General features: G+C 63.9%; 21 protein-coding genes. 4 read left to right on the top strand and 17 right to left on the bottom strand.

What is annotated here, in order from left to right:
• Positions 1-10: 10 nt before the first annotated feature.
• From VFZ66_01445 to VFZ66_01410, 8 genes are all read right to left on the bottom strand, one after another.
• Positions 11-1003 carry a sugar ABC transporter permease gene (locus tag VFZ66_01445; protein ID HEX6287820.1) on the bottom strand — a complete coding sequence of 331 codons (993 nt, stop codon included), beginning with the start codon at positions 1001-1003 and terminating at the stop codon, positions 11-13.
• A gap of 73 nt (positions 1004-1076) precedes the next feature.
• Positions 1077-2564, bottom strand: coding sequence for a sugar ABC transporter substrate-binding protein (locus VFZ66_01440; protein ID HEX6287819.1), 1488 nt, complete (start codon positions 2562-2564; stop codon positions 1077-1079).
• Positions 2565-2810: 246 nt separating this feature from the next.
• Positions 2811-3101 (bottom strand): hypothetical protein, encoded by a 291-nt coding sequence (locus VFZ66_01435; protein HEX6287818.1) that lies wholly within the window; start codon positions 3099-3101, stop codon positions 2811-2813.
• Between the two features lie 84 nt (positions 3102-3185).
• The gene (locus VFZ66_01430; GenBank protein HEX6287817.1) at positions 3186-3446 is read right to left on the bottom strand and encodes a hypothetical protein; all 261 of its coding nucleotides are present in this window, start codon (positions 3444-3446) and stop codon (positions 3186-3188) included.
• Positions 3447-3465: 19 nt separating this feature from the next.
• Positions 3466-5670, bottom strand: coding sequence for a glycosyl hydrolase family 65 protein (locus tag VFZ66_01425; protein ID HEX6287816.1), 2205 nt, complete (start codon positions 5668-5670; stop codon positions 3466-3468).
• Positions 5671-6051: 381 nt separating this feature from the next.
• Positions 6052-6465: a hypothetical protein gene (locus VFZ66_01420; GenBank protein ID HEX6287815.1), complete on the bottom strand. Its 414-nt coding sequence runs from the start codon at positions 6463-6465 to the stop codon at positions 6052-6054.
• Between the two features lie 157 nt (positions 6466-6622).
• Positions 6623-7249, bottom strand: a complete 627-nt coding sequence (locus VFZ66_01415) for a hypothetical protein (GenBank protein HEX6287814.1) — start codon at positions 7247-7249, stop codon at positions 6623-6625.
• A gap of 246 nt (positions 7250-7495) precedes the next feature.
• Positions 7496-8152: a hypothetical protein gene (locus VFZ66_01410; protein HEX6287813.1), complete on the bottom strand. Its 657-nt coding sequence runs from the start codon at positions 8150-8152 to the stop codon at positions 7496-7498.
• 250 nt (positions 8153-8402) lie between these two features.
• On the opposite strand from VFZ66_01410, the gene VFZ66_01405 reads away from it, so the two are divergent.
• The 3 genes from VFZ66_01405 (at position 8403) to guaA (ending at position 12110) form a co-directional block, all read left to right on the top strand.
• On the top strand, positions 8403-9590 hold the full coding sequence (locus VFZ66_01405) for a cytochrome P450 (GenBank protein HEX6287812.1): 1188 nt from the start codon (positions 8403-8405) through the stop codon (positions 9588-9590).
• A gap of 110 nt (positions 9591-9700) precedes the next feature.
• Positions 9701-10327 carry an HAD hydrolase-like protein gene (locus VFZ66_01400; protein ID HEX6287811.1) on the top strand — a complete coding sequence of 209 codons (627 nt, stop codon included), beginning with the start codon at positions 9701-9703 and terminating at the stop codon, positions 10325-10327.
• 238 nt (positions 10328-10565) lie between these two features.
• Positions 10566-12110 carry a glutamine-hydrolyzing GMP synthase gene (gene guaA, locus VFZ66_01395; GenBank protein HEX6287810.1) on the top strand — a complete coding sequence of 515 codons (1545 nt, stop codon included), beginning with the start codon at positions 10566-10568 and terminating at the stop codon, positions 12108-12110.
• 297 nt (positions 12111-12407) lie between these two features.
• Here the strand turns inward: guaA and VFZ66_01390 are convergent, their stop codons facing one another.
• The 9 genes from VFZ66_01390 to VFZ66_01350 all read right to left on the bottom strand — a co-directional run bounded on the left by VFZ66_01390 (position 12408) and on the right by VFZ66_01350 (position 21371).
• Entirely contained in the window at positions 12408-12950 is a 543-nt protein-coding gene (locus VFZ66_01390) for a GNAT family N-acetyltransferase (GenBank protein HEX6287809.1), read from the bottom strand.
• Positions 12931-14160, bottom strand: coding sequence for an AI-2E family transporter (locus tag VFZ66_01385; protein ID HEX6287808.1), 1230 nt, complete (start codon positions 14158-14160; stop codon positions 12931-12933). The genes VFZ66_01390 and VFZ66_01385 overlap by 20 nt, the downstream gene beginning before the upstream one ends.
• Complete coding sequence (minE, locus tag VFZ66_01380; GenBank protein ID HEX6287807.1) at positions 14160-14420, bottom strand: cell division topological specificity factor MinE; 261 nt, start codon at positions 14418-14420, stop codon at positions 14160-14162. Before minE ends, VFZ66_01385 begins: the two co-directional genes overlap by 1 nt.
• 35 nt (positions 14421-14455) lie before the next feature.
• A complete protein-coding gene (gene minD, locus VFZ66_01375) occupies positions 14456-15268 on the bottom strand; it encodes a septum site-determining protein MinD (protein HEX6287806.1) in 813 nt (270 codons plus the stop codon).
• Between the two features lie 171 nt (positions 15269-15439).
• Entirely contained in the window at positions 15440-16114 is a 675-nt protein-coding gene (minC, locus tag VFZ66_01370; protein HEX6287805.1) for a septum site-determining protein MinC, read from the bottom strand.
• A 318-nt stretch (positions 16115-16432) separates the two neighbouring features.
• A complete protein-coding gene (locus VFZ66_01365; GenBank protein HEX6287804.1) occupies positions 16433-18823 on the bottom strand; it encodes a penicillin-binding transpeptidase domain-containing protein in 2391 nt (796 codons plus the stop codon).
• Positions 18824-18828: 5 nt separating this feature from the next.
• The gene (mreD, locus tag VFZ66_01360) at positions 18829-19356 is read right to left on the bottom strand and encodes a rod shape-determining protein MreD (protein HEX6287803.1); all 528 of its coding nucleotides are present in this window, start codon (positions 19354-19356) and stop codon (positions 18829-18831) included.
• Positions 19332-20222, bottom strand: a complete 891-nt coding sequence (gene mreC / locus VFZ66_01355) for a rod shape-determining protein MreC (GenBank protein ID HEX6287802.1) — start codon at positions 20220-20222, stop codon at positions 19332-19334. Before mreC ends, mreD begins: the two co-directional genes overlap by 25 nt.
• A gap of 72 nt (positions 20223-20294) precedes the next feature.
• Positions 20295-21371, bottom strand: coding sequence for a rod shape-determining protein (locus VFZ66_01350; GenBank protein HEX6287801.1), 1077 nt, complete (start codon positions 21369-21371; stop codon positions 20295-20297).
• 163 nt (positions 21372-21534) lie between these two features.
• On the opposite strand from VFZ66_01350, the gene VFZ66_01345 reads away from it, so the two are divergent.
• On the top strand, positions 21535-21897 hold a 363-nt coding region (locus VFZ66_01345; GenBank protein ID HEX6287800.1), incomplete at its 3' end, for a hypothetical protein.

Here is a 21897-nt window from a genome sequence, read left to right as displayed (position 1 = left end):
TTCGTCGCAGCTACTCGCCGAGATTCGCGCGCTCGATATAGCGGCGCTGGATGATGGTAATCAGCACGATGATCGCCGCCAGGATGAACGCCATCGCCGCGCCGAAGGACGCTTCGGGCTGCGTGCCCTTGCCGAGCGTCTTTTGATAGATTAGCAGCGTCGGCGTGAGCGTCGTCTTGAGCGGCCCGCCCTCAGTCAGTACGTACGCCTGGTCGAAGACCTGGAAGGTGCCGATCGTACCCAGAATCACCACCAGCGTAATCACCGGACGGAGCATCGGCAGCGTGATATACCAGAAGGCGCGCGGCCCGGTCGCCCCGTCGATCGATGCGGCCTCGTACAGGTGGCCGGGAATGTCTTGCAGCGCCGCCAGGAACATGATCATGAACGTCGGAATGGTTGTAAAGATGTTCATGACCATCAGCGCGGTCCAGGTGATGCTCGGCCCGCGAAAAAAGTTCGGCGGGCTGGTGACGCCAAAGACCTGAAGGATCGGATCAAAGATGCGGTCGGCGTTGCGCAGCCAGGCAATATCGGTGCCGAGCGCGTAGTTGATAAAGCCGCGCCGCTGGTAGAGCCAGAAGAAGATCAGCGAGATCACCACCGACGAGGCCACGCTGGGCGAGTAGAGCAGCGTGCGGAAGAAGCGAATGCCCTGAAGCCGCGTGTTGAGCAGCACCGCCAGCAGGATCGCGCCGATCGTCTGGAACGTGGTGACGATCACAAAGTACCAGAAGGCATTCGTCAGCGACACCCGAAAGTCTGGCTCGTTCAGGGCACGGATGTAGTTACGCAGCCCGACAAAGGCCGGTGGCTTTTGCGCGAACGAAGCCGTCAGATCGGTGAAGCTGATGTAGAACACGTAGGCCAGCAGGCCATACGTGAAAATACCAGCGATGATCAAATAGGGCGCAATAAACAAATAGCCGGTCAGCGCCTCCTGCCGCGCCAGTGTGCTGCTGCGCCGTTGGGGCGGAGTCGCCGCATTGGTTGAGGCCGCCATGCCTCGCCTCCTTCTAGCCGGTAGACCCTTGTGGGCGACGCGCCCAGGTGGGTACGTCGCCCACGCGAGCTGCCTACCGCTGCATAATTTGATCGACTTCCTGTGCCGCCGCGTCGAGCGCCGACTTCACATCCGAGCCGCCGACCAGAATCGCCTCGATGCCGTTCTGGTTGATCGCGCGCACCACGTCGGCTTTCTTGGCGGGTCCGCCGAAGACCACCTCTGAGACGCGCCCGTTCTGCGCGGCCTGGACCAACGTCTGCGCGACCGGGTTCTGCGCGAAGTACGGATCGTCGGCCAGGCTCTGCAAGCTGGGCTGCGCCAGGCCGCTCGGGATCAATGCCTGCTGGTTCTGCTCGCTGGTCAGGAAGAGCACGGCGGCTGCCGCAGCCTTGGGATACTTGGTGTTGGCGTTGGCGGCAAAGCCGTTGGTGAAGAGCAGCGAGGTCTGCTGCCCGCCCTCAGGCGTCGGCAGCGGCACGGCGGTATATTTCACATCCTGGCCGCCCTGCTGCGGATCGGCCATGAACGGCACCAGCCAGCCGCCCTCGACGACCATCGCCGCCGCCTGCTTGGCGAACGCCTCGCCGCACCAGCCCGCGCTGAGATCCTGGAACGTGGCGGCGGAGCCTTCTTCCTGAACGTCTTTCCAGAACTGGATCGCCTGAATGCCCTTCTCGTTGTTGAAGACCGCCTTGCCGTTCTCGATGATCGGGTTGCCGTTCTGAAGCATCGACGCGCCGTAGCGCTCGATGTCCGGCGTGAGGCACAGCCCGTAAACTTTGCCCGCGCCTTCGCCCTGCGTCATCTTCTTGGCGGCGTCTCTGAGATCGTTCCAGGTCTTGACGCTGGCCGGATCGACGCCCGCTTTCTGGGCAAGATCGGTGTTGACGAACAGCACCAGCGGGTTGAAGTCCTTGGGCAGGCCATAGGTCTTGCCGTCGGCCTGGTAGAGGCTGATCAGCGACTCGTAGTAGTCGTCTGCCGCCCGCCCAACCTGGCTCATCGTGTCGTCGAGGGGCAGGAGCAGCCCTTGCGGGGCGAGCGTGCCCATCAACTGCCCGTTGAGCAAGAAGACATCGGGCGCGTTGCCGCCGGAGAAGCCAGCGGTGATCGTCGTCTCATACTCGGCGGGCACCGGCTCGAAGGTCAGCTTGGCATTGGGGAAGAGCTGGTTGAAGCGCTCCGCGCCCTCGGTGTAGAGCTGCTGCTCGGTGTTGTTGCCCGACGCGAGGAAGCGGAGCTGCGCGCCGTCTTCGACTTCCAGCTTGCTGAAATCGAGTTCAGCGCCGCCAGCGCCAGGCGATCCCGCAGGCGATCCGGAGGGCGATGCATCTGCTGCTGTCGTCGAGGTGGCGGCGGGGGATGCTTCACCAGTGGCCGCTTCTGATGCAGCAGGCGATGGCTCAGCGCTCGCCGCCGGAGATCCTGGCGCGGATGCAGCTGGCGAGCCTGCGCCGGGGGTGGTCGTGGTTCCTGCACCGCCACCGCCGCATGCCGCGAGGAGCGGCAGGAGCAGCGACAGGAGCAGCGTCACGAGATAGATTCGCTTGTTAGACATCTTCATCGACTCCTTACTGTTGTGAGCGAACGCGGCTTAATCCATCGGCTGTGATTCGGTGTGAGTGCGGCCTCACCTCCTCCCGATGTCTACGAAATCGCGGTAGCACGAGCCGAGCTATAGGCTGGGGAGCAGCTATAGATTATACTCGCAATCGATGCCGCGTTTTGCTCCGTATACGCCGACACAGCGCATCCCAATCATCGAGCGGCGCTGTGTCGGCTGTGTTTGGGAGGGTTGTGCCGCCTAGCCTTTGCCCTGGGTGGTATCGCGCGCGCCCTCATTGTCCTCGCGCTCGTGCGTGACAATCGGCACCGGCACAGGCGAGTTGATGCCGGTATCGGGGCGGACCGGCACGACGCCTACTCGATCGGCGGTATCCTGTCCACGCCCGGTTTCTCCCACGCCGCGCTCGTCCAGCTCGTCGCTGATCTCGCCCGGCACCTGCTGCGGGGCGTAGATGCGCTCCTGCTCGTCCATGTTCTGGAAGAGCGGCTTGTCGCCGGATGAGCCGGTGTTTTGATTTCGATCGCTCATACCATCATTCCTTTCCGAGGTCCGAGTTTCAAGGTTTCAAGCTTGTCGAGCCTTGAACGTTGAACTTCGTTCTTTCGCCCCCGCCTAGAGCTCGCGGCTGCGCGTCGGCTCGTCGCGGTCAAGCGGGTCGATCGCTTTGGCTCCCGGTATCGGCGTGTCGATCGCTGTCGTCGGGGTGCCCGGCACGATCGGCTCCGTGCCCGCAGCCCGCGCGCCGCGCTCGTCCAGCTCGTCGCTGATCTCACCCGGCACCTGCTGTGGGGCGTAGATGCGCTCCTGCTCATCCATGTTCTGGAAGAGCGGCCTGTCGCCGGAACTACCCGTATTTTGCGTTCGATCGCTCATGCTGCGCTCCTTCTCGCCGTCAGGCCACTTCGACCGACACCGCCGCCGAGCGGCGGTCGCCGTACGCGATCTGTGCTCGTCCGGCATCGATCTGCACTGCAACCTGCTGCCCGACGCCGACTTCGAATACCAGGCTATCGCCCAGCATGGTGCTGTGTCGCGCTGGCAGACTTGGACTGTAGCCGGTCGTTTCGATCGCTGCAACTGCTGTACCACGGGGCGAGAAGCTAATGCCGATGGCCTGCGGGCCTTGCAGGTGCTCGACGGTGCAGCCGCTCCTGGCGACAGTGATGTTGAGCAGGTGCGCCCCAACCCGTAGGCCGCTCACGGTCGCAGAGGGCCATGCCTCCGGCAGCACGGGCGCGATCGACAGCCGGTGCTCGTGAGCGCGCGGATCGAGGCCGAGCACGCCTTCGAGCCAGCCCTGGAGGTAGAGCCCCGCCGACCACAACTGGACGAAGCATAGGCCCTCCGGGATCAGCTCTTTGAACGCGCCCAGCATGCCCTGGCGCACCGTCAGCGAGATGTTGCTCAAGAAGCGCAGCGCGTGCTCGACACGGCCATAGCGGAGCTCCGCCAGCACCATCAGCCCGGTCGGCAGCGTCCACACGCGATCCTCACGATCGCGGGTATGCACCAGGCCCCAGCGATTGGTGAACTCGCGCTCCAGCGTTTCCAGCACCCGCACCGCGCGATCGGGCCGCGCGATGCCGAGCTGCACCGGCACGACCTGCGTCCAGTGTCCGTCGAGCTGTGGCCGGTAGTCCGAGTGCAGCGAGTCGGCGTACAATCCCTGGTCGGGCAGCCACCAGTCGCGCTCGAAGCGATGGAGCCAGTCGTTGGCAAGGCGGGCGTAGTCCTCTGCCTCAGGCCGGCCCAGCACGCGCGCCATCTCGGCCAGCGCGCGCCACGCCCCGTAGAGGTAGCAGGCCGAGTCGAGCTTGAGCGATCCCATGCCGGTCCGCTCGACCATCGCGTCTCCTGTGGGATAGCCGTCGCGGTCCCAGTCCCAGATACCCGGCAGGTAGTCCATCACGCCTTCGCGGCAGACCGGGTAGATCACGCGCAAAAAGGAGATGTCGCCGGTCCAGCGGATATAATCCCAGACGGCCATCGCGAACTGCGGCGTTTCCTGGGTGTTGCCCGGATTGAAGACCCGCCCGTTGGTGGTGATCTCGTGCGGCACGCGGCCACAGGCGCGGCGAGCATGATCGCCCAGCAGGCCAAGCGTGGAGCGCATGATCGTCGTAAAGCCTGCGGCGGTCGCGCCGGGCGTGGTGTAGGTGTTGTCGCAGCCGAAGAGCTGGGGATATTCGGGAATGCCAGCCAGAAGAAAGCCGGGCAGATACGGGCCGTAGTCGGCCTCAAGCATCAGCAGATTGGCCTTCGCCAGGATCCAGTCGTGGTTGATCTGCTGGTCGGGCGTGCTCAGCGCTACGCCTTCCAGGGCGGTCTTGTGGTAGCGCTCGCGTTTGTGTTGCAGCAGCTCAGCGCCGCGTCCGGTCGCGTTGCCAAAGAGCTGGAGCGCGCCGTAGTGTCCGTTCTGGTGATCGCAGGCTACCAGAAACTCCAGATTGACGCGCTCGTCGGGCTGGAGCGTCAGGTTGTAGCGCAGCTCCGCCGTGTGGCTGCGGTCGCGCTTGCCGAAGGCGATCTCGCCGGGCATCGTTGAGCTGCCGAAGACGACGCCCCAGCGGCCCTGCCAGAGCTTATCGAAGGCCACGACCAGGCCATGATCTTGCAGCATCTCGACGCCGCCGCGCTCCCAGCCGCTAAACCACGTCGGCAGGATATTGACCTGCGCCACAAAGCCAAGCTTTCCGCTCCAGGCGGTCGCTCCGGTGTTGGCGATCTCGATCAGCGAGAAGAGCACAGCTTCGTCGTCGGCTACGAAGTCGGTGCGGCTGATGCGGAGCGGCCCGTGCGCGAACTGCATCGTGACATCGCTGAGATGGCCTTCAAATGCCTGGCAGCGCAGCAGGTCGTCGCGGCCCAACTGATCCTGGATCGAGAGATACCAGCCGTCTAAAAACTTGACCGGATGCGCCCAGACGCCGCCCATCTCACCCACCAGATGCTCCGCGCCGACGGGTTCGAGCGCGCCGTTGGTTGTGCCGATCGCGTACAGCTTCCGCCCCGACAGAAAGTATGGCGCCGGCCTGGGATCGGACGCTTCCAGGGCGACCGGCCCGAAACGCAGCGATTGTTGTGTTGTGCGAATCATTATTCCATTCAAAGCTGGCAGATGAGCCAGCGCGGATCGCGCCCGGACTCATCGCCAGTCTAACTACGTGCTATCGAGCCACGATATGTATCCAGTCCATACATTATAGCAGCCGAAACGGGCACATCCAGCAGCCCAGGATCAAAAATCGACTGAGCCGGTAGTCTATGCCACCAGCACAGTCGTAGGAGTAGGCGCGCAGTTGAGCCTTTATCACCTTCGGCGGCTCGTCGGGCGCAGCGAAGATCGCGGCGATGCGCGTCTCGCCGTAGCTCAGTCACAACCGCCGCTGTGGGGGGTGCGCCAGTCTCAGCCATGACCTTCTGACTTCTGCCGAACAAGGCATGTGCCGTGCTCGCAGGTTACGCATGTGAATCGATGCTACTCGCGGTTGAACTCCTCGGCGTTCCTCGGCGTGGTCGGTACGGGAACGTGCCGCCCGACCTCGGCGTTGCTCGATCCCACGGTGCCAACGTGCTCATCGCCGCTCTGCTCCTGACCACCCCGCAGACTCGGTCGATCGGTGTACTCGTGCTCTACCTGCTCGGCGATAAAGGCCTGATGCTCCGGGTCTTGCTGCGCGGCCACGTACTGCTCCTCAAGCTGCCGCTGCACGCCCTGGATCGCTTTGGCGGCGGCCTCACGCTCCCGCTGCAATTTGCGCTGCATCTCCTCGAAGCGCGCGCGATTGGCCTCGACCTGATCTTCAGGATTCGGGTTATGCTCGTAGCCGTGCGCGCGATCACCGATGCCGTCCGGCAATTCTCCTTCTACGCTTCGTCGTTCGCTGCTCATGCGATCGTCTCCTTGCTCCGCCGGATGCGCTGTCCGCTCCGGCTGCTGACGAGTTTCCTGCTCTCGCCCCTGCAAGGGATGTACCGCTGATTGCTGAGTTTCGAGTGCAAAGTTCCAGGCTTCAAGTTTCCCTTGCTTTTTGTGCTTGGTTCTCCGCCTAAAGCACCGCCTCATCCGGGTCGAGCTGGTAGGCGGGGATGGTATGCACGCCGATTACCTGCGGCCTGCCGCGCGCGCCGAGGCCAAGCACGAGGTAGATCTCGCCGACGATGCCGTGCAGCGTGTCGTGATCGATCTCGCGATACTCTTCCTCGCTCAACTGCTGCTGGCCCCACTTACGCCAGTACGGATCGAAGACTGGCACGCCCTCCTCGCTGTAGAGCCTGCCGATGCGGGGCATCAGCCGCGCCTCGAAGCGCTGTGCCTCCTCGTCGTAGGAGAAGAGCGCCTCGACGGTGTCGGGCCGCACCAGGCACACCGAGCGCTGCGGCTGCCGCCCAAGCACCTCGATCGGCGCGGGGTCGATGTGTTTGGGAAAGAATGCCTGGCGGCGCGCATCCGTCAGCTCGCGGATAAACGCGGGCGGTCCCTGGTTCCAATCGACGATCATGTTCTCGACGAAGGGCGGCTCCGGCTGTGGCTGGAGCACCTCCAACTGCACGACATCGCCCAGCCGGATCAGGGTGCCGTCTTCGTAGCGCACGTCGTCAACCGTCACCGGGCCGTTGGCTTTGATGGGCCGAATCCAGCGCAGGCCGGTGATCGGATCGGGCTGCGTTGTCATCCCCGCGATCGTCACACCGCTTCTGGTGCGGGCCATACCCAAAACTAAAACATCAGTCAGCACAGGGCTTCCCCCAAACATAGAAACAGACGCAACGTTGCCGCTAAGAACGGCGCTTGATCACGAGGACTGGTCGTGTTCGACCGCGTACAACTCTGCGCGCCTATCGTAGGAGACGGCGCGGCCTGTGTCAAGTGTGGAGTTGTGCTTGGGAAGCTGGAGGGTGGACCTGGGTCTATGCGGATGTTAGCGAGCCGGCGACTCGCTCGGTATCCCGCCCGCGCCGTTGATCGCGGCATCGACCTCGGCCAGCCCGGCCTCGACCTCGGCGATGCGCCCCTGCTTGATGTAGGCTGCCATGCGCTGCGCCTCTGGTGTCGTCGGCAGCCAGCCGGTCAGCACCCGTGGAAAGGTCAGCCGCCAGCCCTTGGTCGCGTTAGCCGACTGTCGATGCGGGTAGCGCAAGACCCGGCGCCCGATATGCAGCGCGTGCTCGTTGGTGGTGACGTTGCCCTGCCGCCCGGCCAGAACCTCGGACCACAGCGCGTTGCCGAAGGCCATCGCGCACTCCGAGCACGCATGTGGCCCGCCGCCAAGCTCACAGCCGCACGCCGTGCAGCGAACGAAGCTCATCGCCAGATCGACGACGGTCCAGGGCTGGCGCTCGAACTCGACCAGCACCACCTGCGCGAGCAGCAGCTCGTCGGCTGAGCCGGGCTGGATCTGCTCCTGATCGAGCAATGCCTGCCAGTCGGCCAGCCAGAAGACCTCGACGGCCTGATAGCACGAGGGACACTGCGGGTAGTTCGTGCCGCGCGGCTGCCCGCAATCGACGCACGGCAGCACGGCGCTTGGCCGTGGGTGGCGGCGCGCGGCGACCGGGATCTGGAACGCTTGGCTCATCCGTGCAGCCCTCCGCTCTGGATACGATTGCTCGCCTATTGTAGCTACTCCTGCCAGATGATACAATGGCTGTGCTCGTGCGTCACCTCTTCACCGCTCAACGTATACCATATGCGACACAACAGATCTAGCTCGGTATCGAGCTGCACGATCAGCGGCTTGCCGATCGACGCAGGCAATCGTCCGGCAGCGTAACATGCCTGCTGGTGCAACAGCCAGGCGCAAGCTATCGCTTGAAGCGAGGCCACTCATGGAACCGATCAACCTCTTCGCCCCTGAGTTCATCGCCGACCCGTACCCGTTCTACGCGAAGATGCGCGAGCAGCGCCCGGTGGCTCCTGTGGAGCCGGGCGGCTTCTGGGGCATCAGCCGGTACGCCGATGTCGACGCGGTCCTGAAATCTCCGGATCGCTTCTCGTCCGCCGGATTCGACCTGGCCTTCGAGCCGGAGTGGCTGGGGCACAACCCAGGCGCGCACACGATGCTCTCGAAGGACCCGCCCGCGCACACCAAATACCGCAATCTGCTCAACCGGGCATTCCTGCCGTCGGTCATGACCCGCATCGAGCCGAGCGTCCGCGCGCTGGTCGAGCGTCTGGCGGATCGCCTGGCGGACGGTCGTGAGGTCGAGTTTGTGAGCGAGTTTGCCACGCCGCTTACCGCTGGGGCGCTCGGTCAATTCCTGGCGCTCGATCCAAATCTGTACCCGCAGTTCAAGCGCTGGTCCGATTCGCTCGCGAGCGTCTCGCCGGTGCCGCACAGCCCGGAGCACGCGGAGGATGTGCGTAGAACCGTCGCGGAGCTCGAAAGCTACTTCGGATCGGTGATCGACGAGCGCTCGGCAGCGCCCGGAGAGGATATTATCAGCCTGCTGACGCAGGCGACGATCGACGGCGAGAGCCTGACCAGAGACGATCTGATCGCCTTTATGTTCCTGCTGGTCGTCGCCGGGATCGAGACGACGGTTCATCTGCTCAGCAAATCGCTGCTCATGCTCTCGCGGCAGCCCGATGTGCTGGAGCGCGTGCGGGCCGATGCGGCGCTCATTCCGCGCTTCATCGAGGAGATGCTGCGCTACGATCCTCCGACCCACAACCTCTATCGTCAGGCCACCCGCGATGTCGAGGTTGCCGGTGTGCGAATTCCGGCGGGCACGTTCGTGATGGTGATGCTGGCATCGGCCAACCGCGACCCCGATCAGTTTCCCAATCCCGACATGTTCGATCTCGACCGCCGCAATCACGGGCATGTCGCGTTCGGACATGGGCCGCATTTCTGCCTGGGCGCTGCCCTTGCCCGCCTGGAGTCGCGCTTGGCGCTGGAGTGCCTGCTGTCGCGCTTTGACGGCTTTACGATCACCACGAGCGACATTCCGTGGCATCAGACGCTCACCGTGCGCGGCCCTGCACGCCTGCCGATCCGATTCTTCGGCGGGTAAGGGTTCCAGGTCCGAGTCCCAATGAGCCTATCGACCCTACCCGACGCGCTCTTTCCACGTTACACTACACTCCGCCGACACGAGAGGACAGAAGCAAGCGGAGCAGCCCGGTGAAATATAAGCTCGTCATTTTTGATTTCGACGGCACCTTAGCCGATTCGTTTCCCTGGTTCCTGGGGATCGCCAACTCAATCGCCGACACCTACAACTTCAAGCGCATCGAGGCTAGCGAGATCGAGGCGCTGCGCGGCTATAGCGCCCGGCAGATGATCCAGCATCTCGGCGTGCCGCTCTGGAAAATGCCGCTGATCGCCCGACACGCGCGGAGCCTGACGGCGCGCGACATTGAGCATATCACGCTCTTCGAGGGCGTCGATCGTCTGTTGCGGCGGCTATCGCAGATGGGCGTGACGCTGGCGATCGTCAGCTCAAACTCCTACGACAACGTTCGGCGCGTGCTCGGCCCCGACAATGCGGCGCTGATCGCGTACTACGAGTGCGGCGCGTCGCTCTTTGGGAAGCGGGCGCGGTTCAGAAAAATCCTCAAGCAGAGCGGCGTGCTGCCGAGCGAGGCGCTGTGCATTGGCGATGAGATCCGAGACATCGAGGCGGCGACCAAAGAACATATTCCGTTCGGCGCTGTCGCCTGGGGCTTTACCAGGCTAGAGGCGCTCAAGGCGTATGCGCCTGCCCAGGTCTTCGCGCGGGTCGACGAGATTGCCGAGTGCATTGCCTGAGGTACGAAAGAACAAAAGAACCAAGAACCAAGCGCCAAAGACTACCCCTCTCCTGCGGAGGGTGCCCTCTGGGCTTGGAGAGCGGTGGCGCGCACGCGCCGGGGTGATGGCCTCGGTCGGTTGTCGCCGGTAGCAGGTCATGCTACACTTCGGGCGATAGATTGGCCGGGTTGCGCATGCCACCTGAATCTGTACTGCTGCCGCATGCTCGACAATGCCGTTGATAGATAGGTGATCCATGCCCACAGAATCGATTATTGTGCTCGACTTTGGCTCGCAGTACAGCCAGCTTATCGTGCGGCGGCTGCGTGAGGCGGGCGTCTATAGCGAGCTGCTGCCGTTCTACGCCGAGGCCGAGCAAGCGCTGATTCTCAATCCGCGCGGCGTGGTGCTGTCGGGTGGTCCCGCGAGCGTCTACGCGCCGGGAGCGCCGCAGATGCCCGCCTGGGTGATCGAGAGCGGGCTGCCGGTGCTGGGAATCTGCTACGGCATGCAGCTGATCGCGCAGACGCTCGGCGGCGGCGTCGAGGCGTCGATCAAACGCGAGTTCGGCCCCGCTGAGATCACGATCGACCATCCCGAATCGCCGCTTTTTGCCGCGCTCGATCAGCAGCAGCGCGTCTGGATGAGCCACGGCGATCGGCTGACGGGCCTGCCCACGGGCTTCCACCCGATCGCGCACTCGACGAACTCGCCCTACGCCGCGATGGGCGACGAGCGGCGGCGCTGGTATGGCCTGCAATTCCATCCTGAGGTGGTGCATACGCCGCAGGGCCGCGAGCTGATCCGCAACTTCGCCTACCGCGTCTGCGGCTGTGAGGGCGGCTGGACGGCAGAGGCGATTGCCGAGCAGGCGATTGCGCGCATCCGCGAGCAGGTCGGCGCGGGCCGTGTGATCTGCGGCCTCAGCGGCGGCGTCGACTCGGCGGTGGCGGCGGCGCTGATCGGCAGGGCGGTCGGCGAGCAGCTCACGTGTATCTTTGTCGATACCGGCCTGCTGCGCCTGGGCGAGGCCGAGCAGGTGATCGAAACCTTCCGCAATCATCTGCATATTCCGCTGGTCGCGGTCAATGCCGCCGAGGAGTTTCTCAGCGCGCTGGAGGGCGTCTCCGATCCTGAGGCCAAGCGCAAGATCATCGGCGAGAAGTTTATCCGCATCTTCGAGCGCGAGGCCGAGTCGCTGGGCGATGTGCAGTTTTTGGCCCAGGGCACGCTCTACCCCGACGTGATCGAGAGCACGGCGGCGGATCGCAACGTCGCGGCTAAGATCAAGACGCATCACAACGTCGGCGGCCTGCCCGAAAAGATGAACCTGAAGCTGGTCGAGCCGCTGCGCTACCTGTTCAAGGACGAGGTGCGCGCGGTGGGCCTGGAGCTTGGCCTTCCCGAAGCGTGGGTCTGGCGGCATCCCTTCCCCGGCCCCGGCTTGGCCGTGCGCATCCTCGGCCCGATCACGCACGAGCGGGCGGAGACGCTGCGCCGCGCCGACGCGATCTTCCTGGAGGAGCTGCGCCACTTCGGGCTGGAGCGCGAGGTGCAGCAGGCGTTCGCGGTGCTGCTGCCTGTGCAGAGCGTGGGCGTCATGGGCGATTATCGCACCTACGCCGATGCAATTGCGCTGCGGGCGGTGACGACCGAGGACTTTATGACGGCGGATTGGGCGCGTTTGCCCGCCGATCTGCTTCAGCGCGCGGCCAACCGGATCGTCAACGAGGTGCAGGGTGTTAACCGCGTCGTCTACGACATTACCTCCAAGCCGCCCGCAACCATCGAGTGGGAGTAGACGCGGTGCTGATCAGCCGAATGCCGCCGGGTACGCTGTATCCGGCGGCGTTTGTGTCCGGCGGCTGGGGTGTGGGTGAGAGAAGCAGTGAGTCCGTGCGCCGAGGAGTGATCGAACGCTCCGCCGTCACTCGGCATGAGTCAGCGGATCGATAGAATCGAGCGCGCTCAAAGCTTATATAATGCAGACGGACGCTGCACGCTCGCGACTGGTACTTTGCCCCGTGCCACGCTTAAGCGATGCAGCGTCCCTACGCTATGTTTAACGGAGCAAAGCGCGGCAGTGAATCTCTAGCGGCTATACTGGCCGCTGGAAGAAGAGCGCGACCTCGCCGCGCGGGTAGAACGCCTCGCTATATCCGGCAAAGCGCAGGCCACGGCGCATATAAAAATTGGCCGCGGGATGATTCCGCGCCGAGCAGTGCGCTACCAGCATCTCAAGGCCAACGGCCCGGCTCCACTGAGCTGCCGCGCTGAGCAGCGCGCCGCCGATCCCGCGATGCCGCATCTGTGGCGCGACGACCAGCCGCGCGATCGTAGCGGCGGCAGATGTCGCGCCGATCGTCAGCACGACATAGCCCGCGATACCGTCAAGCTCCTCCGCGATCAGCGCCTCTGCCGCCCGCGACCACAACTGCTCGATCGGCTCGGCGCTGGCTGGCCGCACCATGATCGGGCGCGGCAGGCGCGTGCAGTGGAGCGTCGCGCCCAGCTCGTCGCCCACCTGCGACACGCTCGGATCGTAGCCCAGGCGCAGTTGCCAGACATGCGTGCTCTGGACGCTGGCCGACAGCGCCGCGCAGTATGGCAGATCGTCTGGCTCAGCTTGACGAACGTCCATCGGCAGGCTCGCTACGCTGGCGCTTGCCAGTCTTGGGCTCGGTCAGATCGCCGTGGCCCGGCGGCGCGGCCAGCGGCGTCGGCGGCGTGTCGAGCATGCGATGCTCTTCGGCCTCGACATCCGCGATCGGCGTCGGCGAGTCGACCAGCTTGGAGTACAGGTAGATCAGGATGATGCGAATCGTCGCCGCGACCGGCACCGCGATCAGCAGGCCAAGCGCGCCGCCCATCGCGCCACCCGCCAGGATCGAGAAGATCACGATGATCGGGTGGAGCTCGACGATATGGCCGACCAGATTTGGAATGATCAGGTGATCCTCGGCCTGACGCAGAATGAGATAGATCACGCCGACGACCAGCGCCAGCACCCAGCCGGGCCAGCCGAAGGTGTTGGTGGACTGAAGGACCGACACCAGCATCGCCGATCCGGCGGCGGTGTAGGGTCCGACAAACGGGATGATCTCAAGAAAGCCTGTCGCGATTGCCAGGATCAGCGCGTACTGCACGCCCAGGATCGAGAGCGGGATATAGGTCAGCACGGCCATGATCATGATCAGTAGCAGCTGGCTGCGAATGTACGCGCCCAGCACCCGATCGATCGAGCGGCCTAGCTCGCGAATCTCGTGGCGCTGCGGCGCCGGGATCAGGCCATAGATCCGCTCGGTGATCTGATCGGCTTGCAGTAGCAGGTAAAAGGTGACGACCAGATAGACCAGCAGCAGCACCAGCCGCTCAAGCACGCCCAGCACCAGCTCAGGCACGCTCGACGGCAGCTCGCGGCCTAGCTCGGTGAAAAAATTGGCGACTTCCTGCTCGTCCGGCCTGAGATCCAGCGTCGTGCCGCCCAGCTCGACCACGCCGTTCTCGGCAATCCAGTGCTCCACCCGCAGCGCGAAATCCGGCAGCGCCCGCACCAGATCGCTGTACTGATTGGCAAGCCGTGGCACCAGCCAGTTGATGCCCAGGTAGAGCAGCAGCCCGGCGACGATATACAGCAGCACGACCCACCAGAGCCGCGCGATGTGGGTGCGTGTCGTCAGCGCCGAGACAAGCGGGTTGAGCAGGTAGGCGGTGATGATCGCCCAGATGAAGGGGTTGAGCAGCCCGCCGACCGAGCGCAGCAGCAGAATCGTCAGCACGATAATGATGCTGACGGTGGTGATCTTCGCCCAGAGCGGAAAAACAATCGGTTTATGCTGTATCGGTTGCATCAGGTTCGTGACCGCCGTACGGGAATGTCGGCTTTCAGGTGATCGCTCTCCTCGCCGCGCATCAGGCTTACATCGATCGCATCGGGATCGGCGATGTCGACGTACTTGGAGATGACCTCGATGATCTCCTTGCGCATCGCCTCCAGCATCTCCGGCGTCAGCTTCACGCGGTCATGCACCAGCACCGTCAGCAGGCGCTCTTTGGCAATCGCCGAGCTGCTCTCGCGTTTACGGCCAAGTAACGTATCCAAAAAGCTCATGTCATTTCCTTATGATCGCTGGCGCTCGTCCGAGCTTACCTGGCCGCCCGGCGTGGTCGCAGGCCGAGCGCGCCAAAAAATTTATCCAGCAAGCTTTGGTCTTCGGTTAGCACAATCATCGGCACGTCTTCGCCCAGCAGCCGCCGCGCAATATCGATGTAGGCTTTGCCGGCCAGCGATCCTTTCTGCATCACCGCGACCTCGCCCCTGTTGGTTGACGTAACGATCGTCTCGTCATCGGGAACCACGCCGATCAGGTCGATCGCCAGGATCTCAACGACATCCTCTTTGCTCATCATCTCGCCGCGCGCCACCATCTGGGGCCGAATACGATTCAGGATCAGCCGGGGATGATGCTTCTCGAACGCCTCGACCAGCCCGACGATCCGGTCGGCGTCGCGCACTGCCGAGACTTCGGGCGTCGTGACGATCAGCACCTCGTCGGCACCGGCGATTGCGTTGCGAAACCCGCCCTCGATGCCTGCCGGAGAGTCGATCAGCACGAAGTCGAACTCGCGCCGCAGCTGGTTGCACAGCTCGATCATATCTTCGGGACTGACCGCGTCTTTATCGCGGGTCTGCGCTGCCGGGAGCAAGAAGAGTTCGGGGAAGCGCTTGTCTTTGATCAGCGCCTGGCGCAGACGGCAGCGGCCCTCGACTACGTCGACCAGATCGTACACGATGCGATTTTCCAATCCCATCACGACATCCAGGTTGCGTAGGCCAATATCGGCGTCGACGGCAACCACGCGCTGCCCCTGCGTCGCCAGTGCGGTCCCTAGATTAGCAGTGGTAGTTGTTTTTCCTACGCCACCTTTACCGGACGTAATGGTGATTACTCGCGCCATCGGTACGCTCCTTCACTAGACCAGTGTCGCTCGTCGGCGTTTCATCGTCTGCCGACCAAACGCCGCCTGAACCATCGGGCGCTGCCGGTTGCGCGGCGGCGCTGCCACACAATCACATCGGCACCCCTACGACACATCAGGCCGTCTCAATCTACGCTCGATCCTGGATGCTCACGCGGGCCGAGGTTTGATCCCTTCCCACTGCTCGACGACGATCTGCTCGTCCTGAATACGCGCCGTCTCAGGGCCGTTCGGTCGCTGATCGGGCGGTCGCGACATCAGATCGGCGATCCGCAGCAGCGACGGCATCAGCTCCAGCGCGCAGACGACAGCGCTTTGATCGCCGAGCGCGCCAGCATGGACTGTGCCCCGCAGCCGCCCCCAGACCAGCACGCTGCCACCGGCAACGACCTCCGCGCCTGGGTTGACATCGCCGATGATCGTAATGTGGCTCGGATGGCGCAGCACCTGGCCGGAGCGGAGCGTGCGCATCACAAGCAGCGCGCTCTCCGGCTCTTTCTCGCGCGGCACCACCGACGGCTGCCGGTTGGCCGGTCGTGTCATCAGGCCCACGCCTCGCCCCGCGCTGCGCCCTTCGCGCGAGCTGGTTGCCAGCGCCGAGGGCTGAAGCCCGTGCTCGCGCATCAGGCTCAGCAGCTCAGCGAGCTGCTCTTCCTGCAATGGCCGGTCGCCGATGTCGATCGTCAGCTCCGCGCCGTGGAAAAAATCGGTGCCGCGCTCCAGTTGGCTGCGCACTGCGGCCAGTAGCTCGTCCCAGCCTGTATCCTCGGCCAGCATCAGCCGGAGGCCGTCTTTGTTTCCTTTGATCGCGATCGGTGTACTCATAGTTGTGCCGGATTATAATCGAGATGTCAACTATGTTGTAGGGGAGCGATGTCGGCAAGATGACAGTTGTGCTCGAACCATCTTCCTGGTTCGGATTAGGAGTATCGGTTGCGCCAATCCCGCGCAACGTGAGGATCATCTTCGGCCCGGCGGTTTGATGCGAGAGGGATTTTTCGTGGGCTTTCTCCCGCCCTTTTGTTCCAAGTCCTGAGTTTCGCGTTCAGGCCCTCACCACGCCGGGTGCCATGCGGGTGCCCATGCCCAGAGGGCACCCGCATGGGCACCTGCATGGGCACCCGGTTCTTGGTTCTTTCGCTGCTAGTGACACGGCAGATTGTACGGCGGGATCGGCTTGGCCGGATCGATCGGCGGCGTTACCTTGAAGTAGGATTGCATGATCTCGGTGACAGCCGGGACCGCGATCGTCGCAGAGCCGTCGTTCATATCGCCCGCGCCCTCGACCAGCACCACCACTTCGATCTGCGGATCGTCGTAGGGCGCGAACCCGGCGAACCAGGCGTGCGAGCGCTTGCGAATGTTGTCCTCGGTCGGGCCTTTGTCCGGATCAAGCCGCTCAAGATACTCTGCGGTGCCGGTCTTGCCCGCGATGTCCAGGCCCGAAACATCCTTACGCGCGCACACGTCGAGGCCATCGGTGATCGCCAGCCGCATGCCCTCGCGGATCACCCGCAGATGCTCATCTGAGACGGGCAGCTTACCGTTGACTACGGGCGGGATCTCGCGCACAAGCTCGCCGTTCGGATCGATCACTTTCTCGACGACCTGGGGCTGGTAGAGCGTGCCGCCGTTCGCGACCGCCGCCGACGCAATCGCGAGCTGGAGCGGCGTCACCTGCAAGTTGCCCTGCCCGATCGTCGTGTTGTAGGTATCGCCGATCGTCCAGGCCTCCTGGCCGAACGCGCCCAGCTGCTTTTTCTTCCACGACTTCGACGGCACGACGCCGCTGTACTCGCCCGGCAGCGGGATGTTGGTTGGCCTGCCGAAGCCGAACGCAAACGCCATATCGGCCAGCTTCTCGCCCGTCTCGTCCAGACCGGGGATCTTCTCGCCGTCGGCCAGGTTGCGCACGTACTCCGTCCCGCCGATCACCGACTGGAAAAAGACGTTGGACGAAACTTGAAGCGCCTGGCGCACATCGATCCAGCCGTTGTCGCGCCGGATCGAGTTCGGAAACCGCTGATCGTACTTCCGGTCGTGCTCGAAGTAGGTGTTTTTCACGTCGAGATAGCCCGGATCGCGCAGCTTGGTATCGGGCCGGATCACGCCGCCTTCGAGCGCAGCCGCCGCCGAGATCTGCTTCCAGGTCGAGCCGGGCGGGAACAAGCCCTGAATCGCCTGGTTGATCGCCGGGGCCTGCTTCGGGTAGGGCGGGCTGAAGATCGTATCGACCTCTTGCTGGCTGCGGCGGCGGTTGAAGATGTTGTTGTCGAAGGCCGGCCAGCTCACCATCGACAGAATGCGGCCCGTCTTCACCTCAAGCGCGATTGCCACGCCGGCCTCGATCGGGAAGTATTGCCGCTTGTCGGGCTGTCCCGGCTTTGAGGGCGGCGGCGAGGTCTGGCGGCGGCGCTCGGCCTCGGCGATCCATTTGCGCAAGATCTGCTCGGTCTGCTTTTGCAGCTCGTAGTCGATCGTCAGCACCAGGTTGTTGCCCAGCCTCGTCGGACGCACCTCGACCGGCTCTGAAACCAGCCGCTCCTGCGCGTCGACCTCGATCTTCTTTTCGCCGAGCTGGCCGCGCATATCTGCCTCGTAGGTATATTCCAGCCCGTCCTTGCCGATCCGGTCGGTCAGCAGGTATTGAATACCGGCCCGCTCGTCTTTGCGCGCCAGCTCGAACGGGTCGAGGCCGCACGCCTCGATCAGGGCGGCCCGCTTTTCTTCAAGCGTCGACGTGATCTGCCCGGTGATATAGATCGGGCTCCAGAAGCGCTCAGGATTGTGCCTGATAATGCCGCACTGGTCGATCGGCCCGACGTAGCCCAGCAGATGCGAGAGCGACATCACCTCGACGCTCTTGGGATAGGAGCGCTGATAGTTCGGCTCGACCTGCACGCCCGGCAGGCCAGGCGCGATCGATTTGTTCTCCTCGATGATCCGCCCGATCGCCAGATCCCGCGTCGTGGTCAGCGGTACCGTCTCGTAGGCGGGCAGGCCCGCGTGGGCCAGAATATGCTCGATCGGCGAGTGAAACAGGAGCGTGGTCGAGTAGGTGCGCGTCAGCTGAAAGGCCTCGACCGAGCGCGAGATCGGCACGGTGATAGTAAACGCCTCGGTGACAGACGGCGTCGGCGTCTCGAACGGACCCGTGATCAGCTCCATGTCCTGCTTCATGCGCGGCTCGTACGTGAGCTGCTCGCTGGGCGTGACCACCAGCGTGCTCTGGAACTTCAGCAGATCGTCGAGCCAGGCGAACATGGCCTGCCGCTCAGGGCCGCCGGGCTTGCCCGGCAACTGGCTGGGCAGGATGCCGATCGTGTAGCTCGGCAGGCTCTCCGCCAAGATCGTTTTGCTGTCGCGGGCAAAGATCTCGCCGCGCAGCGGACGCTCATAGACCGGACGCTCGGTATTGCCCCGCGCGTTGATCGCGAGCGACGCGCCCTCCTGAAATTGCAGCACCCAGAGCTGGCTGACCAGTGCGACGAAGGTGAGCAGCACGAAGATCCGAAAGACGACAAGACGACGCATACAGGTTACGCTTCAATGGTTGGCTGCCCGCGACGGTGTAAGCGCCGCAGCAGGGCAAACGTTGGGATCGCGACGATCGTGTTGACGATCGCGGTCGGCACGATCTCGACCAGGGGATAGTGCTGCCAGGGCACGTTGAAGTTGGTCAGCGGCAGCAGCAGCGCCAGCGTGAAGCCGTAGAGCAGCGACGCTCCCAGCATCGCCCCGATCAGCAGCAGCGGCTGCTCGCGGTCCAGCGGCTCGACGACTACCGCGACGACGACGACGCAGAAGAGCAGCGCCAGCAGATGGCTGCCGATCGGCAGCGTGCCCAGCAGATCGAGCGACAGGCCGCCGTAGATCGCCCAGCGCACGCCCGGAATCAGGCCCCGCAGGAGGGTCCACCCGATCACGGCGATCAGCACCCAGTCGGCGCGAAAGCGCCAGAACGTCGGCGCGAGCGCGGTCTGGAGCAAGGCCACACACAGCAGCATCAGCGCGCGCAAGATCTGGCGCAGGATGCGCTGTTCTATTTTTGGCCGGTAATCACCCATATGTTCCGTACTCGATCCGGGTCGACGAATGGCTGGACCTCGGCGGTCTGGCTGTGGCCGGTCTGTGACACGCTGATGATCGTGCCGATCGGCACGTCGGGCGGCACCTGCGCGATCGGCGTGTCGGTAGCCAGGGCTTTGCTCAAGCCCGCCGTGACGATATACTGCCCGATCTCAAGCGGCACGTCGCGGCTGACATCCGTCAGCTTGATCCGGCTGCCGAGCTGCCACTGGCCCGCGATCAAGCCCTCGGCGGGCGTTTCGGTTCCCGCCGTGCGCGCGCTGATCGTCGAGCCGTAGTCGGTGATCAGCAGCACGTCTGCGGTCTGCGCATATACTCTGTCGACCACGCCGATCAGCGCCGCCGGGCTGCCGCCCTCTTTGCTGACGACGCCCATGCCCGGCGCGATGCCATCGACCCGGCCACGGCTGATGCGTACGATCCGCCGACCGTTGTCGGTGCTGCCCCGCACGACCGTTGCGCTCAACGTCTGCCAGTTGTAGGTCTGGCGGATCTGAAGCTCCTGTTCCAGCAGCCCGATCTTATTCTGGTAGGTCTTGAGGCGAATATTCTCTTCGCGCAGCGCGCTCACCTCGCGCTCGAGCGCGTCGATCTGCCGCTGCATGGTGCCCATGCCCGTCACGCTGCCGATCGTCTCGCCGACAGCGATGCGCGTCTGGGTCAGCGTTTGCTCGATCGGCTGTAGGATCGCCTGCGCACGGCCTTTGACCGGATCGAGCTGGCCGCCTTCGTCCAGCAAGATCAGCCCAAGCGCGATCGCGGTCAGCAGCAGCAACAGCGTGACCCGACGACGGCTCAGGTTGATCGAACGGCGTTCGTTTGGTGCGTCGAAGGTAGTTCGCATGATCGATCATCCCATACCAAAGCAGCGAAGGTGGATCAGACTCCCTCGCCTGCTGGCTGCTGTAGCTCCGGTTTAGCGTCGCCCAAAGCGGCCTTCGAGCATGCGCGGGCGTCCGCTGTTCTGGCTGCGCTCCAAGATCCGATGATACTTCGGATTGGCAAACTCTTCTACCATCCGGCCAGCGCCGCGCGCCACGCAGCTTAGCGGATCGTCGGCGATATGCACCGGCATGCGGGTTTCCGCCGCGATGCGCTGGGCCAGGCCGTGCAGCAGCGCGCCGCCGCCGGCCAGCATAATGCCGTGCTCCATGATGTCCGCTACCAGCTCCGGCGGTGTTTCTTCCAGCGCGGTGCGTACCTCTTCCACGATCGACGAAACCGGGCCGGAGATGCCATCGCGCAGCTCGACGCTCGAAATCTCGACCGCCTTGGGCAGCCCCGTCAGCAGATCGCGGCCACGCAGCATGACGGTAATCTCTTCGTCGAGCGGATACGCCGAGCCTGCCGCGATCTTGGCTTTCTCGGCCATGCGCTCGCCGATCAGCAGGTTGTACTCGCGGCGGGCAAACTGGATCACCGCCTCGTCGATCTCGTCGCCCGCGATGCGCAGCGAGTGATTGACGACGATGCCGCCGAGCGAGATTACCGCGACCTCGGTGGTGCCGCCGCCAATATCGACGATCATCGAGCCGATCGGCTCTTCCACGGGCAGCCCCGCGCCGATCGCCGCCGCCATCGGCTCTTCGACGACAAACGCCTGACGCGCGCCCGCGTTTTCGGCGGCATCTTTGGCCGCGCGCTTCTCGACCTCGGTGACGCCCGAAGGCACGCCCACGACCACGCGCGGGCGCGGCGAGCCGGCCTTCTTGATGAAGTACTCCAACATCTTTTCGACGACGTTGAAATCGGCGATCACGCCGTCTTTGAGCGGACGGACCGCGACGATGCTGCTGGGCGTTTTCCCGACCATCGCCTTGGCCTCCGCGCCGACCGTCAGGGGCTTTTTCGTGCGGCTATCCATCGCCACCACGGACGGCTCCGAGATGATGATCCCTTTGCCGCGCGCGTAAACCAGCGTATTAGCCGTCCCAAGATCTATTCCCAGGTCGCGACTGAACGCACCGATCAATCCCGAAAGAGGATTTGCCATTGTTGAACTTTCGACCCCACGTCACGTGTGTGCGAACATTGGCAAGAAAGTTGCTGACGCACATAGATTTTGAATGTTTCGCGCCATTATAACATGGCTCCACCACAACCGGCTGATAGCCCGATGGTATAATGCTCGCTCGACTCTCGACAGGAGGCTAGACGTGTCTTTGGGAGAAGGAATCAGCGCCAGGGCTTTTCCTCGGCGAGTCATACGCCTGGCGTTCATCGAGCGCGATTGGATCTTGGCGGGGCTGGCCGTGCTTCATGTGCTGGCGTACTGTAGCTTTTTTGTGGTGATGCATCTGCGGAGCCGATCCTGGGCACCCGGCCAGGTGCTCGATCCGCTTGGCGGGTACTGGCGCTGGTTTTATCAGACGCTTTTTTCAGAAGAACGGGTGATGGCGTCGCGTCGCTCGCAGGAGGCGGCTGCCGATCCTTTTTGGATGTTCGGAAGCCTCGCGCTGATCAGCATCGCGTATCTGATCCTGCTGTACTGGTTTCGCCGCTCATCGCCTGAGCAGCAG

The sequence above is a fragment of the Herpetosiphonaceae bacterium genome, from assembly GCA_036374795.1.
In the GTDB taxonomy this organism is placed as follows: domain Bacteria; phylum Chloroflexota; class Chloroflexia; order Chloroflexales; family Kallotenuaceae; genus LB3-1.
The sequence above is the reverse complement of the archived record's forward strand: the minus strand, read 5'-3'. Positions and strand labels throughout refer to the sequence as shown.